At 68.9% G+C, this 14354-nt stretch carries 15 protein-coding genes and 1 pseudogene; 11 read left to right on the top strand and 5 right to left on the bottom strand.

Annotated elements, in window-relative coordinates:
- A complete protein-coding gene (locus tag AC1RUS_RS22935; RefSeq protein WP_492918931.1) occupies positions 1 to 1341 on the top strand; it encodes an amidase in 1341 nt (446 codons plus the stop codon).
- Positions 1338 to 2126: an enoyl-CoA hydratase-related protein gene (locus tag AC1RUS_RS22940; RefSeq protein ID WP_492918932.1), complete on the top strand. Its 789-nt coding sequence runs from the start codon at positions 1338 to 1340 to the stop codon at positions 2124 to 2126. The genes AC1RUS_RS22935 and AC1RUS_RS22940 overlap by 4 nt, the downstream gene beginning before the upstream one ends.
- Here AC1RUS_RS22940 and AC1RUS_RS22945 read toward each other — a convergent pair.
- Complete coding sequence (locus AC1RUS_RS22945; protein ID WP_492918933.1) at positions 2123 to 2845, bottom strand: hypothetical protein; 723 nt, start codon at positions 2843 to 2845, stop codon at positions 2123 to 2125. The genes AC1RUS_RS22940 and AC1RUS_RS22945 overlap by 4 nt on opposite strands.
- 120 nt (positions 2846 to 2965) lie before the next feature.
- On the opposite strand from AC1RUS_RS22945, the gene AC1RUS_RS22950 reads away from it, so the two are divergent.
- Genes AC1RUS_RS22950 through AC1RUS_RS22970 form a run of 5 tightly spaced genes read left to right on the top strand, consistent with a single transcriptional unit; the run spans position 2966 to position 7449 of the window.
- Positions 2966 to 4249 (top strand): aconitase/3-isopropylmalate dehydratase large subunit family protein, encoded by a 1284-nt coding sequence (locus AC1RUS_RS22950; RefSeq protein ID WP_492918934.1) that lies wholly within the window; start codon positions 2966 to 2968, stop codon positions 4247 to 4249.
- Positions 4249 to 4737, top strand: coding sequence for a LeuD/DmdB family oxidoreductase small subunit (locus tag AC1RUS_RS22955; RefSeq protein ID WP_492918935.1), 489 nt, complete (start codon positions 4249 to 4251; stop codon positions 4735 to 4737). Before AC1RUS_RS22950 ends, AC1RUS_RS22955 begins: the two co-directional genes overlap by 1 nt.
- A complete protein-coding gene (locus AC1RUS_RS22960) occupies positions 4734 to 5594 on the top strand; it encodes an isocitrate lyase/PEP mutase family protein (protein WP_492918936.1) in 861 nt (286 codons plus the stop codon). The genes AC1RUS_RS22955 and AC1RUS_RS22960 overlap by 4 nt, the downstream gene beginning before the upstream one ends.
- Before the next feature lie 12 nt (positions 5595 to 5606).
- Positions 5607 to 6551 carry a polysaccharide deacetylase family protein gene (locus tag AC1RUS_RS22965; RefSeq protein WP_492918937.1) on the top strand — a complete coding sequence of 315 codons (945 nt, stop codon included), beginning with the start codon at positions 5607 to 5609 and terminating at the stop codon, positions 6549 to 6551.
- Positions 6538 to 7449 (top strand): polysaccharide deacetylase family protein, encoded by a 912-nt coding sequence (locus tag AC1RUS_RS22970; RefSeq protein WP_492918938.1) that lies wholly within the window; start codon positions 6538 to 6540, stop codon positions 7447 to 7449. Before AC1RUS_RS22965 ends, AC1RUS_RS22970 begins: the two co-directional genes overlap by 14 nt.
- A 120-nt stretch (positions 7450 to 7569) precedes the next feature.
- On the opposite strand, the gene AC1RUS_RS22975 is transcribed toward AC1RUS_RS22970, so the two are convergent.
- The 3 genes from AC1RUS_RS22975 to AC1RUS_RS22985 form a co-directional block, all read right to left on the bottom strand.
- Positions 7570 to 8259, bottom strand: a complete 690-nt coding sequence (locus tag AC1RUS_RS22975; RefSeq protein ID WP_492918939.1) for an isochorismatase family protein — start codon at positions 8257 to 8259, stop codon at positions 7570 to 7572.
- A 9-nt stretch (positions 8260 to 8268) separates the two neighbouring features.
- Positions 8269 to 8925 (bottom strand): hypothetical protein, encoded by a 657-nt coding sequence (locus AC1RUS_RS22980; protein ID WP_492918940.1) that lies wholly within the window; start codon positions 8923 to 8925, stop codon positions 8269 to 8271.
- Between the two features lie 88 nt (positions 8926 to 9013).
- Positions 9014 to 10255, bottom strand: a complete 1242-nt coding sequence (locus tag AC1RUS_RS22985; RefSeq protein WP_492918941.1) for a CaiB/BaiF CoA transferase family protein — start codon at positions 10253 to 10255, stop codon at positions 9014 to 9016.
- 88 nt (positions 10256 to 10343) lie between these two features.
- Here AC1RUS_RS22985 and AC1RUS_RS22990 point away from each other — a divergent pair, with 88 nt between their 5' ends.
- The 4 genes from AC1RUS_RS22990 (at position 10344) to AC1RUS_RS23005 (ending at position 14193) form a co-directional block, all read left to right on the top strand.
- Complete coding sequence (locus tag AC1RUS_RS22990) at positions 10344 to 11618, top strand: MFS transporter (RefSeq protein ID WP_492918942.1); 1275 nt, start codon at positions 10344 to 10346, stop codon at positions 11616 to 11618.
- Between the two features lie 81 nt (positions 11619 to 11699).
- Entirely contained in the window at positions 11700 to 12935 is a 1236-nt protein-coding gene (locus tag AC1RUS_RS22995; protein WP_492918943.1) for a class I SAM-dependent methyltransferase, read from the top strand.
- Positions 12932 to 13285: a hypothetical protein gene (locus tag AC1RUS_RS23000; protein ID WP_492918944.1), complete on the top strand. Its 354-nt coding sequence runs from the start codon at positions 12932 to 12934 to the stop codon at positions 13283 to 13285. The genes AC1RUS_RS22995 and AC1RUS_RS23000 overlap by 4 nt, the downstream gene beginning before the upstream one ends.
- A gap of 32 nt (positions 13286 to 13317) precedes the next feature.
- Positions 13318 to 14193 (top strand): hypothetical protein, encoded by an 876-nt coding sequence (locus tag AC1RUS_RS23005; protein WP_492918945.1) that lies wholly within the window; start codon positions 13318 to 13320, stop codon positions 14191 to 14193.
- Positions 14194 to 14229: 36 nt separating this feature from the next.
- Here the strand turns inward: AC1RUS_RS23005 and AC1RUS_RS23010 are convergent.
- A pseudogene (locus tag AC1RUS_RS23010) lies at positions 14230 to 14346 on the bottom strand (hypothetical protein); the annotation flags it as partial.
- Positions 14347 to 14354 lie beyond the last annotated feature (8 nt).

Consider the following 14354-nt stretch of genomic DNA (forward strand, 5'->3'; position numbering starts at 1 on the left):
ATGACCGGCTTTTCCGATCCGATCGTCGCGGCCGGCGTCGCGGGCCTTTCGGCGCTCTATGCCGAAGGTCGGGTCACGCCGACCCAGACGGTCGAGACCTATCTGGCGCGGATCGATCGCCATGATCCGGCGCTGAACGCCTTCATCCAGCTGGACGCCGACGGCGCGCGCCGCGAGGCTGCCGCCAGCGCCGCACGCTGGGCCAGGGGCGAACCCCTGTCGCCGCTGGACGGCGCGCCGATCGCAGTGAAGGCGAACATCGCCGTCGCGGGCCTGGCCTGGAGTGCCGGCATCGGCGCCTATCGCCACCAGCTGGCCGTGGAAGACGCCGCCTGCGTCGCCGCCCTGCGCGAGGCCGGGGCGGTGATCCTGGGCACGCTGAACATGCACGAGGCCGCGCTGGGCGCGACCAACGACAATCCCTGGTTCGGGCGCTGTCAGAACCCGCACCGCTCCGGCTTCACGCCCGGCGGCTCGTCGGGCGGGTCCGCGGCGGCGGTCGCGGCGGGCCTGTGCGCTGCGGCCCTGGGCACCGACACCATGGGTAGCGTGCGACTGCCATCCAGCTACTGCGGCGTGGTCGGCTACAAGCCGGCCTTGGGCGCGATCTCGACCGAGGGCGTCATCGCCCTGTCCTGGACCTTGGACCATGTCGGCATCCACGCCCGCTCGGTGGCCGACGCGACCCTGGTGTCGCGGTATGCCGGGGTGAAGGTCGAAGCATCAGGTTTCAGCGACAAACCTCTATCGTTCCTGGATTTCGATGACCTGATCTCCACTGACGTCAATGTCGTCGACGGCTTCAACCAGGCGCTGGCCACGCTTTCGAACGCCGGGATCGAGACCCGCACCGTCCGGCTCGACGACCTCGACCCGAGCGTCCTGAGACGCCAGGGCCTGCTGATCAGCGAGGTCGAGGGGGCGGTCGAGCACGCCAGCGCCCTGGCCCTGAAGCCCGAGGGTTTTTCAGACGAGCTGCGCCGCCTGCTGGTCTGGGGCACCAACCAGCCCTCCACCAAGCTGGCGCGCGCCTATCATGAACTGGAGCGCGGAGCCGAGCGTCTGCGCCGCCAACTGTCGGACCATGCCGGCCTGCTGACCCCGACCACGCCTCAGACGGCCTTCGCCTTCGGCGCGGACACGCCAGCCAACCAGGCCGACTTCACGGTGTTGGGCAATGTCCTGGGCGCGCCGGCCTTCGCCCTGCCCGCCGGCCTGTCGCAGGACGGCCTGCCGCTGTCGCTGCAGCTGATCGCCCTTGATGAGGGCCAGGCCCAGGCGCTGGCGGCGCGACTGGAATCGGCGCTGCCTGGGACCCCGGTTCCGGAGGCCTACAGATGACCGACTTCGCCGAGGGCGGCCTGCGCCTGACGATCGAGGGCGACCGTGCCGTTCTGCTGATCAACCGGCCGGCCAAGCGCAACGCCGTCACCCTGGCGATGTGGCTGGCCCTGCCCGACGTCGCCGCCGCATTCGCCGCATCACCGGCCAAAGTGCTGGTGGTGCGCGGCGCGGAAGGCCATTTCGCGGCCGGCGCGGACATCAGCGAGTTCGAGGCCGTGTACGCCACCCGCGAGTCCGCCGCCGCCTACGGCGCGGCCGTCGCCGGCGGGGTGTCGGCTCTAGCCAAACTGGCCAAGCCGACTGTGGCCCTGATCGAAGGCGCCTGCGTGGGCGGGGGCCTGGCCATTGCGCTCGCCTGCGACCTGCGGCTGGCGGCCTCGACCGCGCGCCTGGCCATCACGCCGGCCAAGCTCGGCCTTGCCTACAGTCTGGAAGACACCAAGCGCCTGGTCGACGCAGTCGGCCCCTCGGCGGCCAAGGACATCCTGTTCACCGGCCGGCTGCTGGCGGCGGACGAGGCGCTGAGCCTGCGCCTGCTCGACGCCGTCCACGCGCCAGAGACCATCCAGGCCGAGGCCTTCGCCAAGGCCGCTCAGATCGCCGCGGCCTCGCAACACTCGGTGCGGGTGATCAAGGCGACCGTGGCGATGATCCTGGCCGGCGTCGCCGCCGACACCAACGTCACCCGCGACTGGTTCGCCGAGGCCACCGAGGGTCCGGACTTCATCGAGGGGCGCGACGCGTTTCTCGCCAAACGCCCCCCGGTGTTCCCGGTCCGCTAGCGCTCCAACTCCACCAGTTCGTACCAGGTCTGCATGTAGCCGCCGACCCCGCCCTTGACGAACAGGGCGTCCTCGTCGGCCGTGACCCACATGTCGTAGGTCGGGTGCTCGCCGTCCTTGCTGACCATGCCGCCGTCCTCGCCCAGGAAGCGGAAGTGGCGACAGGCGAAGGTCCCAGCGGCCGTGGTGGCCTCTTCCTCGCCGACATATTCCAGGGTGATGCCGCTCTCGACGATCTGCGGTGGCGTGGCCCCGCGATGGTCGACCGACGGCAGGAACACCCGGAGCTTGCGCTTGTGCGGCCCCTTCGAAAGATCCATGCAGCGGGTCATGTAGGCGTCGCCCTGGATCGGGTGGGTGCCGAAGCCGTCGTAATGACCGTTGGTCGGCATCTTCTGCGACAGTCGGCCGATCGACGGGCCGTGGCTCTCGCATTCGATGAAGTCCTCGGTGAAGCGGAACCAGCCCGAGCCCATGAAGACGTCGCCGACCGTCAGGCGGACCAGGAAGTCGATGGGCCGTTCGTTCTCGTCCAGCGAATAGATCACGTCGCGAAGCACCGTAGGATCAGGCTCCTCGATCTCGCACTGGGCGCGGATGGTGACCTTTCCGTCGCTGTGGCGGGTCATCGTGAAGGTCTCGCGCCCGCGTTCCTGCCGTTCGCGACCGGGCTTGCGCGAGGTGTAGAGGATGCGGCCCCGGATGGTCTGGTGCTTCATGGACTTGGCCCTCGGCTGCGGAAATGACCGCACAGCAATTGATCTGAACTTCCGCCTTTCTAGACCCCGCCCCCGCGCCTACCCCCGGCGTCGCGAGATTTGACCGGGAGGCGATTAGCGATGGGCGGCAGGACCCTGGTGGAAAAGGTGGCGGCGAGAGCGGCGGGTCTCCCCGTCGTGCGGGCCGGCGACCTGATCACCGCCGAGGTCGACCTGGCCTTCGCTCATGACAGCTCGGGCCCGCGCCGCTGGCGGCCGCTGCTGGAACGTCTGGGCGTGGGCCTGTGGGACCCGTCCAAGGTGGCCGTCATCTCCGACCACTACGTGCCGGCGGTCGACGCGGATTCGGCGGCGATCCTGAAGGACACCCGCGACTTCGCCCGCGACTACGGCGTGAAGTACTTCTTCGACATGGTCGGCATCTGCCACCTGGTTTTGCCCGAGCACGGCCTGATCCGGCCTGGCGCCTTCATCGCCGGAGGGGACAGCCACACGCCGATGGCTGGGGCCTTCGGGGCCTATGCGGCAGGCTATGGCGCCACCGACATGGCCGCCATCGCCGCCACCGGCGAGACCTGGCTGGCCGTACCCGAGACGATCCGCGTCGAGTGGACCGGGGCCTTCGGTCTTGGCGTCACGGCCAAGGACGTCATGCTGTTGCTGTGCCGCGAGCTGGGCATGGACAACGCCTTCAAGGCCGTCGAATACGCCGGCCCGCTGGTCGAGGCCCTGTCGATGCCCGAGCGGATGGTGCTGGCCAACATGGCCGCCGAGCTGGGAGCCGAGACCGGCGTCGTGGCGCCCGATGCGACCACCTTCGCCTATCTCGCCGCGCGCGGCGCGCCGGTCGAGGACGAGGCGGCGGCCTTGGCTCTGGCCTCCGATCCCGACGCGACTTACGTCGACATCCGCCGCTTCGACGCCGGCGACCTTGCTCCGCAGATCGCCGCCCCGCACTCGCCGGAGAACACTCGGGCCGTGGGCGACTACGCCGGCATCCGCGTGAACCAAGCCTATATCGGCGCCTGCGTAGGAGCCAAGATCGAGGACCTGCGCATGGCCGCCGAGGTGCTGAAGGGCCGGCGGATTGCGGCGGGTACCCGCCTGCTGATCGCCCCGGCTTCCAGCCGCACCACCCAACTGGCCGCCAGCGAGGGCGTGCTGGAGATCCTGCTCGGCGCCGGCGCCACCCTGCTGCCGTCCGGCTGCGGGGCCTGCGCCGGCATGGGCGCCGGCATCCTGGCCGAGGGCGAGGTCTGCATCTCGTCGACCAACCGCAACTTCAAGGGCCGGATGGGCCATGCCGGCGCCGACGTCTATCTGGGCTCGCCCTATAGCGTCGCGGCCGCCGCCGTGGCCGGCCGCATCGCCGATCCCCGCCCCTATCTGACGGGAGCGCTCTAATGGCCCGCGCCTTCGTGTTTGGCGACGCGATCGACACTGATCTGCTGGCCCCCGGCCACCTGATGAAGCTGTCGCCCCAGGACCTGGCCAGCCACTGCCTGGAGGCCATCGCCCCGGACTTTTCCAAGACCGTCCAGCCCGGCGACATCGTCGTGGCGGGCGCCAATTTCGGGCTCGGCTCGTCACGCGAGCAGGCGGCGGTGTCGCTGCGCCTGCTGGGCGTCTCGGCGGTCTTGGCCACCTCTTTCGCGCGGATCTTCTACCGCAATGCGATCAATCTCGGCTTGCCGGCCATAGTGTTTCCCCAGGCCGGCGAGGTGACGGACGGCGATCGGCTCGAATTCGATCCGGTCGCCGGACGCCTCAACAATCTGACCCAGGATCGGCAGTACGCCCTGACGCCGATCCCCACCCACCTGATGGCGATGATCGCCGACGGCGGACTGATCCCCCATCTCGAACGCCGCCTCAAGGGAGACGCCGCATGACCCTGCGCGACCGCCTGGCCCAAGACACGCCGCTGCTGGCTCCTGGCGCCTTTGACGCCCTGTCGGCCCTGTTGATCGAGCAGGCCGGGTTCGAGGCGATCTATCTGTCGGGTGCCTCCATCGCCTACACCCAGCTGGGCCGGCCCGATATCGGCCTGGTGTCGTTCGATCAGGTCGCCGACGTGGTCGGCCGCGTGCGCGAGCGGGTGAACCTGCCCCTGATCGTCGACGGCGACACGGGCTTCGGCAACGCCGTCAACACCCAGCGCACCGTGCGGATCTTCGAGAAGATGGGAGCAAGCGCCATCCAGCTGGAAGACCAGACCTTCCCCAAGCGCTGCGGGCACCTGTCGGACAAGTCGCTGGTGCCGACCGCCGAGATGGCCGGCAAGATTCGCGCGGCGCTAGACGCCCGGGCCAGCGACCAGACCCTGATCATCGCCCGCACCGACGCCATCGGCGTAGAGGGCTTCGAGGCCGCCCTCGACCGCGCCCACGCCTATGTCGAAGCCGGCGCCGACGTGCTGTTTGTAGAGGCCCCGCGCTCGATCGCCGAGATGACCGCCATCGCCACGGCCTTCGCCGGCAAGGTTCCGCTGCTGGCCAACATGGTCGAGGGCGGCAAGACGCCTCTGCTGGACGCCGAAGAGCTGGGCCGCATCGGCTTTCGACTGGTGATCTCGCCCGGCGCCCTGGTGCGGGCCCTGATCCCCCAGGCCGAGGCCTTCCTCGCCAGCCTCAAGCAGCATGGCGCGACCAAGCCGTTCGCGGATCGGATGATCGACATGGGCGGCGTCAACGCTCGCATCGGCCTGGACGACCTGATCGCCACGGGCGCGACCTACGAAGCTCACTGATCGGAGACGGACATGCAGGCCGATCCCAATCTCTACGACCACTGGCCCTATCGCGACCGGCCCAGGATCGTCTGGCCGGAAGGCAAGACGCTCGCCTTCTGGATCGCGCCCAACATCGAATATTACGAGTTCGATCCGCCGAAGAACCCCTCGCGGCCCGGCTGGCCGAAACCCTCGCCGGACGTGGTGGGCTACTCGCAGCGCGACTGGGGCAACCGCGTCGGCCACTGGCGGCTGATGGAGCTGTTGGACAAGTACGGCCTGCGCGGCTCGATCTCGTTGTCGGTCGGGCTGATCGACCACCATCCCGAGATCATCGAGGCCTGCGTGGCCCGCGACTGGGAGTTCTTCAGCCACGGCATCTACAACACCCGCTTCTCCTACAACATGACCGAGGCTCAAGAGCGCGCGGTCATCGAGGACTCGATCCGCTCGGTCGAGGCCGCCACCGGCCAACGCATCCGCGGCTATCTGGCGCCGGCCCTGACCCACACCGAGCGGACCTTCGACCTGATCGCCGAAAACGACTTCTGGTACACCTGCGACCTCTTCCAGGACGACCAGCCCCAGCCGATCAAGACCAGGACCGGCAAGCTGATTTCCATGCCCTATTCGCTCGAGGTCAACGACGTCATCACCTATGGCGCCTTGTCCATGTCGCCATGGCGTTACGCCGATGTCCTCAAGCGCCATTTCGACCAGCTGCTGGAAGAGAGTCAGGACAGCGGAACGGTGATGTGCATCCCGCTGCACGCCTACCTCGTCAGCCAACCGCATCGTATCCGCCCGTTCGAAGAGGCGCTGCGCCACATCGTCGGCCATGACGAAGTCTGGCTGACCACCGCCCGCGAGATCGCCGGCCACTATCGCGAAAACTACTGGGACCAGACCGTGGCCGACGTCGCCGCGCGCGGTCTTTCCACGCCGGGCACGGGGTTCTCCAATGTCTCTGCCTGAGGACTATCTGACCTATCCGCACCGGTCCTACGGCATGGACCAGGACCGCTATGGCTGGCGGCCCGCGCAGGATCGGGCGGCGATCGCCTGGCCAAAAGGCGCGGGCGTCGCCGCGATGATCGTCGTACCGATCGAGCACCACGGCCTGACACCGCCCGGCAAGCCGTTCAAGCATCCCGGCGCGATGGTCACCCCCTATCCGGACCTGCGCCACTACACGACCCGCGACTACGGCAATCGCGTGGGCGTCTATCGCGTCCTCAAGGCGCTGAAGACCGAAGGCCTGAAGGCCACCTTCCCGATCAACGCCGATCAGCTGGTGCGCCTGTGCCCCTTGGTCGACGCCATCCTTGAGGACGGCCACGAGATCGCCGCCTATGGCCTGTCGACCGAGCACATCCACTTCGGCGACCTGGATCGTGAGACCGAGGCCGCCTGGGTCGCTGAGGTCCGCGAGCGGTTCGACGCAGCCGGCCTGAAGCCCCGCGCCTGGCTGAGCCCGGCCCGCCAGCAGTCCTTCGCCACCCTGGACCTGATCGCCGCCGCCGGCTTCGACCTGTGCCTGGACTGGGAGCAGGACGAGACCCCTGTCGCCATGCGCACGGCTGCGGGAACAGTCACCGCCCTGCCCTTGTCCAACGAGCTGGACGACCGCTCGCTGATGATCGACCGCCGCCAGACCGAGGAGGAATGGGCCGACCAGGTTCTGGAGGCCGCCGCCTATCTGGGAACCGACGTCGAGCGTTTCGGCGGGCGGATGCTGGGCTTCACGCTGACGCCATACGTGAGCGGCCAGCCATTCAGGATCGCGGCGCTGCGGCGGTTGCTGACGGGGCTTACGGCGCGGGGCGTCTGGGCGGCGACGGCGAGCGAGATCGCTGAAGCGGCCAATCCGTAGATCCTCCCCCTTTGGGGGAGGTGGCCCGAAGGGTCGGAGGGGGTCCTCTCCGGCATATTCAGTTGAGGACCCCCTCAGTCGCTCCGCGACAGCTCCCCCAAAGGGGGAGCATCTTGTTGCCTACAGCCCCTCGAACCAGGCCGCCGCCTCATCCGTCGTCACCACGTCCGCATACTTCAGCTGCAAATCCGTCAGGTTGGCGAAGTGGTAGCTCTCGTGCTTATCGGCCACGCACTCCTCCGGAACGATCGTGCGATAGCCACGCGACAGGCTCTCCACCGCCGTGGCGCGCACGCAGCCGCTGGTCGAGCCGCCGGTGAGGATCACCGTGTCGATCTTGTGCCAGATCAGATAGCTCTGCAGCGGGCTCTCGAAGAAGGCCGACGGCATCCGCTTGGTGAAGACCAGGTCGACCGCCTCGGCGATCTCGACGCGGGGATCGAATGCGTGGCGCTCGCTGTCGACCTTGATGTTCTGCAGGCTGTCGGGCGTATCGGTGCGCGTGCCCCAGACACCGGCGTCGCCGCCGTCGGCCTTGTAGGCCACCCGCGTCCAGATCACCGGCAGGCCCTTTGACCGGGCCAGAGCCGAGAGCCTGTTCACATGGGCGATCTGGTCGGGATCGGTGACGTAGGCGCTCCTGGGGAACAGGTCGGGCCGCGTATAGGCCTGCTGGAAGTCGATATTGACCACCGCCGCACGGCTGCCGAAGCCGAAGCGCGCCCGGGCCGGATTGGCCTTTACGGCCTCATAGAGCTGGCGGGCGGTCTTGTCCTCGCGGACCATGGTGGGTTCGAAGCGCAGAGTCATGGCGAGGTCCTAGACGGGAGTCCAAAGGCCGAGGAAGGCGGCGACCAACAGCAGCCCCCACAGGAACAGCACCACCGGACGCGTGCCGGCCAGCACGGCCGCGATGGCGGCGTCGGTCTCCGGCGTCGGGCCGGTGGTCAGCATGGTCTGCAGCGGCGGGCCCAGCGGGGCCAGTTGCTTGCGGATCAGGAGGCCCGAAGCGACGGCTGTCGCCAGCAGCAGGAACTTGATCGAGATGAACAGCGGGGCCTTGGTCAGGCCCGCAAGGCCCGCCACGCCGAAGCCGATCAGGGCGACCAGCACCAGCCAGCGGATGAAAAGATCGATGCGGCGCACGCCGGCGCCAGGCGGGCTGTGATGAATGTGAATGCTCCAGGCCATCACCAGCCAGAACAGGCACAGCACCCAGACCGCGCCCACGGCCTCGGGTGGGATGTCCCACCAGCTTTTCAGCTTGGCCAGGGTCAGGCCGGTAGGCAGGGCGAGGATCAGGCAGGTGCGCGGGGCCATGTCGACATCGCCCAACACCTTCAGCGCCAGGGTCCGCTCGGCCGTCGAGCGCTTCGTATCAACCACGTAGCGCGAGACATAGAAGGCTCCCAGATCCCCGCCCAGCCAGTAGACGAACATCAACACGTGCAGCAGCGTCAGGGCGGGAAGCAGCATGGTCACCTCGAAATCGAGGCTCCTTGATGCCTGGGTCCGCGCCCCGCTGAAGGCCTCGCGCGCGAAAGTCTCGCCTCGCGGATAGGCGTCAGATCACCCCGTCGCGCTTCAGCGCCGCGATCTCGTCGGCGTCCTTGCCCAGCAGGCCGGCCAGCACCTCGTCGGTGTGGGCGCCCAGCCTGGGCGGCGGCAGGCGGTCGACCACCGGCGTGCGCGAGGCGCGGATCGGCGAGGCCACGGTGCGGACGGGTCCGGCGATGTCGTCGCGGGTCTGCTCGACCACGAGGCCGCGCGCCTTGGCCTGCGGTTCCTCGAACACCTGGTCGATCGTGTTGATCGGGCCGCACGGCACCCCGCCGGCTTCGAGAATGGCGATCCACTCGCCGGTGGTCTTGCCCGCGAAGATCGGAGCCATGGCCTGGATCAGGGCGGCGCGGTTGGCCACCCGCAGGGCATTGGTGACGAAACGCGGATCCGCGCCCAGCTCCGGCGCGTCGGCCGCCTTGGCCCAGGTGCGGAACTGGCCGTCATTGCCCACCGCCAGCACCGCCGCGCCGTCGGCCGTGGCGAACACCTGGTACGGAGCGAGATTGGGATGGGCGTTGCCCAGCCGCCCCGGCGCCTGGCCGCTGACAAACCAGTTGCTGGCCTGGTTGGCCAGCATGGCCGCCTGGACATCGAACAGGGCGATGTCCAGATGCTGGCCCTCGCCGGTCGCGCGGGCGTGCAGCAGCGCCGCCAGGATGGCGTTGGAGGCGTAGAGGCCGGTGAAGAGGTCAGTCACCGCCACGCCCACCTTCATCGGCTCGGCGCCGGGCTCGCCGTCCGGCTGGCCGGTGATCGACATCAGCCCGCCCATGGCCTGGATCATGTAGTCGTAGCCGGCCCGAGGGGCGTAGGGCCCCGTCTGGCCAAAGCCGGTGATCGAGCAATAGACCAGCCGGGGATTGATCGCCGCCAGGCTGGCATAGTCGAGGCCGTACTTGGCCAGGCCCCCGAGCTTGAAGTTCTCGACCAAGACGTCGGCCGTCAGGGCGATCTCGCGGATCAGAGCGGCTCCACGCGGATCGGCGATGTCGATGGCGGCCGAGCGCTTGTTACGGTTGGCGCACAGGAAATAGGCCGCGTCGCCTGGCTCGCCGTCGTTGGTGGTGACGAAGGGAGGACCCCAGGCGCGGGTGTCGTCGCCGGCGCCCGGTCGCTCGATCTTGATGACCTCGGCGCCCAGGTCGGCCAGCAGCTGTGTCGCCCACGGACCGGCCAGCACCCGCGACAGATCGAGCACGCGCACCCCCTCCAGGGCGGCTCCGGGGCGGATTTCTGATCGCACGGCGAGGGCTCCGATTATTCCGGTTGCGGCGATTACAGAGCCGCGAAAACGCTGTGCCTAGTGAGTGACGCCGGGCGGGGCAAACGGCATGCGAGAAGTATCCGAATTTCGAAAAGGCTGGCCGCTGCTGCTCAGCGTCATGTTGGGCGTCGGCCTTGGGCTGTCGCCCCTGCCCTTCTACACCATCGGCATGCTGGCGCCCGAACTGCACCAGGCGTTCGGCTGGAGCTTCGGGGCGATCATGCTTGGCCTGCCGGTCTCGACGGCCGGGGTGATCGTGGCTGGACCGCTGGTCGGCTGGCTGGGCGACAAGATCGGCGTGCGGCGCGTGGCCCTGGTATCGGTGGTGCTGTTCGCCCTGGCCTTCATGGCCTTTTCGCTGACCAACGGCTCGCTGCCGCTCTACTACGCCAACTGGGCGCTGATGGCCGTATTCGGCACCGGCACCCTGCCCACCACCTGGACCCGCGCCATCAACAACGGCTTCGAGGCCAACAAGGGCTTCGCCCTGGGCATCGCCCTGATGGGCACGGGTCTGTTCGGCTTCGGCATCAAGCCGTTCCTGACCTGGATCATCGCCGATCACGGCTGGCGCGCGGCCTATGTCGCCACGGGCCTGCTGCCGCTGCTGATCGCCCTGCCCGTGGCGCTGCTGGCCTTCCGCGACCCCGGCGCCAAGGCCGACAGGACCGCCGCGCCGGTCAACCTGCCAGGCTCGACCTTGCCCCAGGCCCTGCGCGACCATCGTTTCTGGCTGATCGGCGGCGGCTTCCTGCTGTTCTCGTTCGCCATCGCCGGGCCGCTGCCCAACATGGAGAACCTGCTGAAGCTGAAGGGCTTCACTCGCGCCGAGATCGGCGGACTGGTGCCGGCCATCGGCCTGTCGGTGATCGTCGGACGCGTGGCCGGAGGCTGGTTAGTCGACCGCTTCTGGGCGCCGGGCGTGGCGCTGGGCCTGCTTTGCCTGCCGGCCATCGCCTGCCTGATCCTGGGCCAGCCCACGGTCAGCCATGGCGCGGCCCTGCTGGCCATCAGCCTCATCGGGGCCGCGGCCGGCATGGAGTTCGACCTGCTGGCCTTCCTGATCGCCCGCTATTTCGGACCCCGCAGCTATTCGACCCTGTATGGCTGCCTCTACATCGCCTATGCGGCCGGCTCGGGTCTGGGCCCCGTCGCCTTCGGAGCCGACTTCGATCGGACGGGCGGCTACGCCCTGTCGCTGGCGGTCTCGGCGGGCCTGCTGATCCTGGGCGGCGCGGTCCTTTTGCCGCTGGGCCGCTATCGCTACGCCGCCACGGCGGAGGTCGAGGCCGACCGGATCGAGGCCGCGGCCGGCGAAGGCGCGACCGTCCCCGGCGCCTGACAGGCGGATTTTCGGCGCGCGACGGACCACGCTCCGGGCGGCGGGGTCCATGCTGGCCGTTAGTCCTTACCGGAGAAGGCCATGACCGGATCCAGCCCCCGACCCAACCAGGGTCCCGCCCAGATCTATGACGGCCCGCCCGACTACCGCCTGGTCGGCCGCCACGATCTCTTCCCGCAGATGTCGCACGACGAGGTCGAGCGCCTGAACTGGCTGGCCCAGATGAACCGCCACCTGGGCGCGCGGGTCATCCCGGCGGTGAAGACCGCCTACGAAACCCGCGTCGAGCCGGCCTTCGTCGCCGACAAGGGCCGCCTCCCCGCCAACCGCCACGAGGTTCGCAAGGCCCTGCTGGACGATCCGATGTTCCAGACCTGGTCGGCCCTGCGCCGCCTGACCATGGAGCAGCGCCAGCAGGCCGGCCGCTGGACCACCATCCGCCAGGCCGAGCAACTGGCCGACAAGGCCGCCGCCTTCAACGACACCTCCGGCCAACTGGAGCTGGACCCAAAGCTCGCCGTGCCGCGCTACGTCTCGGCGGTGGACCACCATTGCATGCCGGGCAGCTACCACAAGGAGCTGTTCCCCGGCGACGTCTCGGGCGGCGCCAACTATGACCACGGCGGCTTCGCCACCACCGGCGGCATGCTGGGCCGCTATTCCGACGGCGGCGGCCATGCCGTTGTGCGCTGGGTCAAGCGCAACCTGCCTGGCTTTCAGCCCAAGCGGATTCTCGATATCGGCGCCACGGTCGGCCACAGCGTCCTGCCGATCGCCCAGGCCTTCCCGGACGCCGAGGTCGTCGCCATCGACGTCGGCGCGCCGATGCTGCGCTACGCGGCGGCGCGGGCCGCTTCGCTGGGCGTGACCAACACCCGCTTCGTCCAAGCCGACGGCGCGGACCTGTCGCGCTTCGCCGACGACAGCTTCGACTGGGTGCAGACCACCATGTTCCTGCACGAGCTGTCGCTGACCTCGATGAACGCCATCTTCCGCGAGAGCCGCCGCGTGCTGGCGCCCGGCGGCGTGGTGCTGCACGTCGAGCAGCCGCAATACACGCCGGCCATGCCGCTGTTCGAACAGGCCCTGCGCGACTGGGACGCCTTCTACAACAACGAGCCGTTCTGGAGCACGCTGCACGAGATCGACCTCGACGCTCGCATGGCCGAAGCCGGCTTCCCGGCCGACAGCCTGATCCATGACGGCGTCACCGCCGTGGTCGACCGCGAGGTCTTCCCCGACGCCGCCGACGACGACAGCGAGGACTACGGGCGCAAGGCCGCCTGGCGCGTGATCGGAGCCCGCAAGACCGCATGAGTATCGAACAAGCCCTGGCCCAGGCGTCGGCCAAGCCGGCCGGCAAGCGTCCCTATTTCCTCGAGCCGCAGGTCGAGCGCGTCCTGGCCATCACCATGGCTGTCGTCCAGGAACTGGCCGTCACCCGCCAGCGCCTCGACACCGTCGAGCGGCTGCTGACGGCGCAAGGCGCGCTGAGCCGCGAGGCCATCGACGCCTTCGCGCCGACGCCGGACGAGGCCGCCGAGCGCGCCCTGTGGAGCCAGGAATATCTCGCGCGCGTGCTGCGCATCGTTCAGCAGGAAGCCGAGGCCGCCCAGGCCCAGGGCGACGTGGCGTCCGAGGACGTGGCCGTCGAACTGCGCGACTGACGCGCCCTTCCCTCCAATTTCGAGAGACATCGATGAACCTTCTGCGCGCCGCCACTCTGGTCACGCCCGACGCGGAGGCCGCCGCCGCCCGCTATGTCGAATGGATGGACTACAGCGTCGTCGAGCGCGGCCCGGTCTCGTCCGACCTCGCCGCCAGCTGGGGAACGCCCGCCAGCGCCGGTCGTCACGCCGTGACCATCCAGCCGGCCAGCGGCGCCGACGTCTTCATCCGCTTCGTCGAGGGCGACGCGGTGCCAGAGTACCGGCCGCTGCTCACCTATGGCTGGGCGGCGCTGGAGATCTGCAACCAGGACGTCCTGGGCGTGAACGAACGGATGAAAGCCTCGCCGTTCGAGATCATCGGTCCCCCCAAGCGCATCGACGGCCTGCCCACGATCCACCCGATGCAGGTCAAGGGCCCCGACGGCGAGATCGTCTACCTGACCGAGATCGTCTCGCCCGGGAACGGCCTGCCGCATCCGGGCGCGTTCATCGACAAGCTGTTCATCCTGGTGCTGGCCTGCAGCGACATGAACGCCAGCGCCGACTGGTTCAAGGCGACCTTCAGCCTCGACGTGGGCGCGCCGATGACGATCATCTACAACATGATCAACGACGCCTTCGGGCTTGCGGCAGACGCCCGCCACACTCTGGCGACGGCGACCTGGGAAAAGGACGTCTTCCTGGAGTTTGACCAGTATCCCGCCGAGGCCACGCCTCGTCCGGGCCACGCGGACGCCCTGCCGCCGGGGATCGCGATGACGACGATCAAGCACCCGGGGTTCGATACGATCAGCGGCGACTGGATCGTTCCGCCGGCGGTGCGCAAAGGCCCGGTCTATGGCAGCAAGCGCGCTGGGACCTTGCGGGGGCCGGATGGGGTGCTGATCGAGGTGGTGGAGGCCTAGCGGCAAACGCCGCTGACGCCCCCTCCGTCACGTCGCCTATCGGCGCCGCGCCACCTCCCCCGCTTCGCATGGGAGGAGATCAGCGGCATTCCTCCTCACCCGTGCAACGGGGGAGGTGGCGCGATGCGAATACGCATCGTGACGGAGGGGGCGTCGGGCGT

The sequence above is a fragment of the Caulobacter sp. GW821-FHT10F06 genome (genome assembly GCF_058809215.1).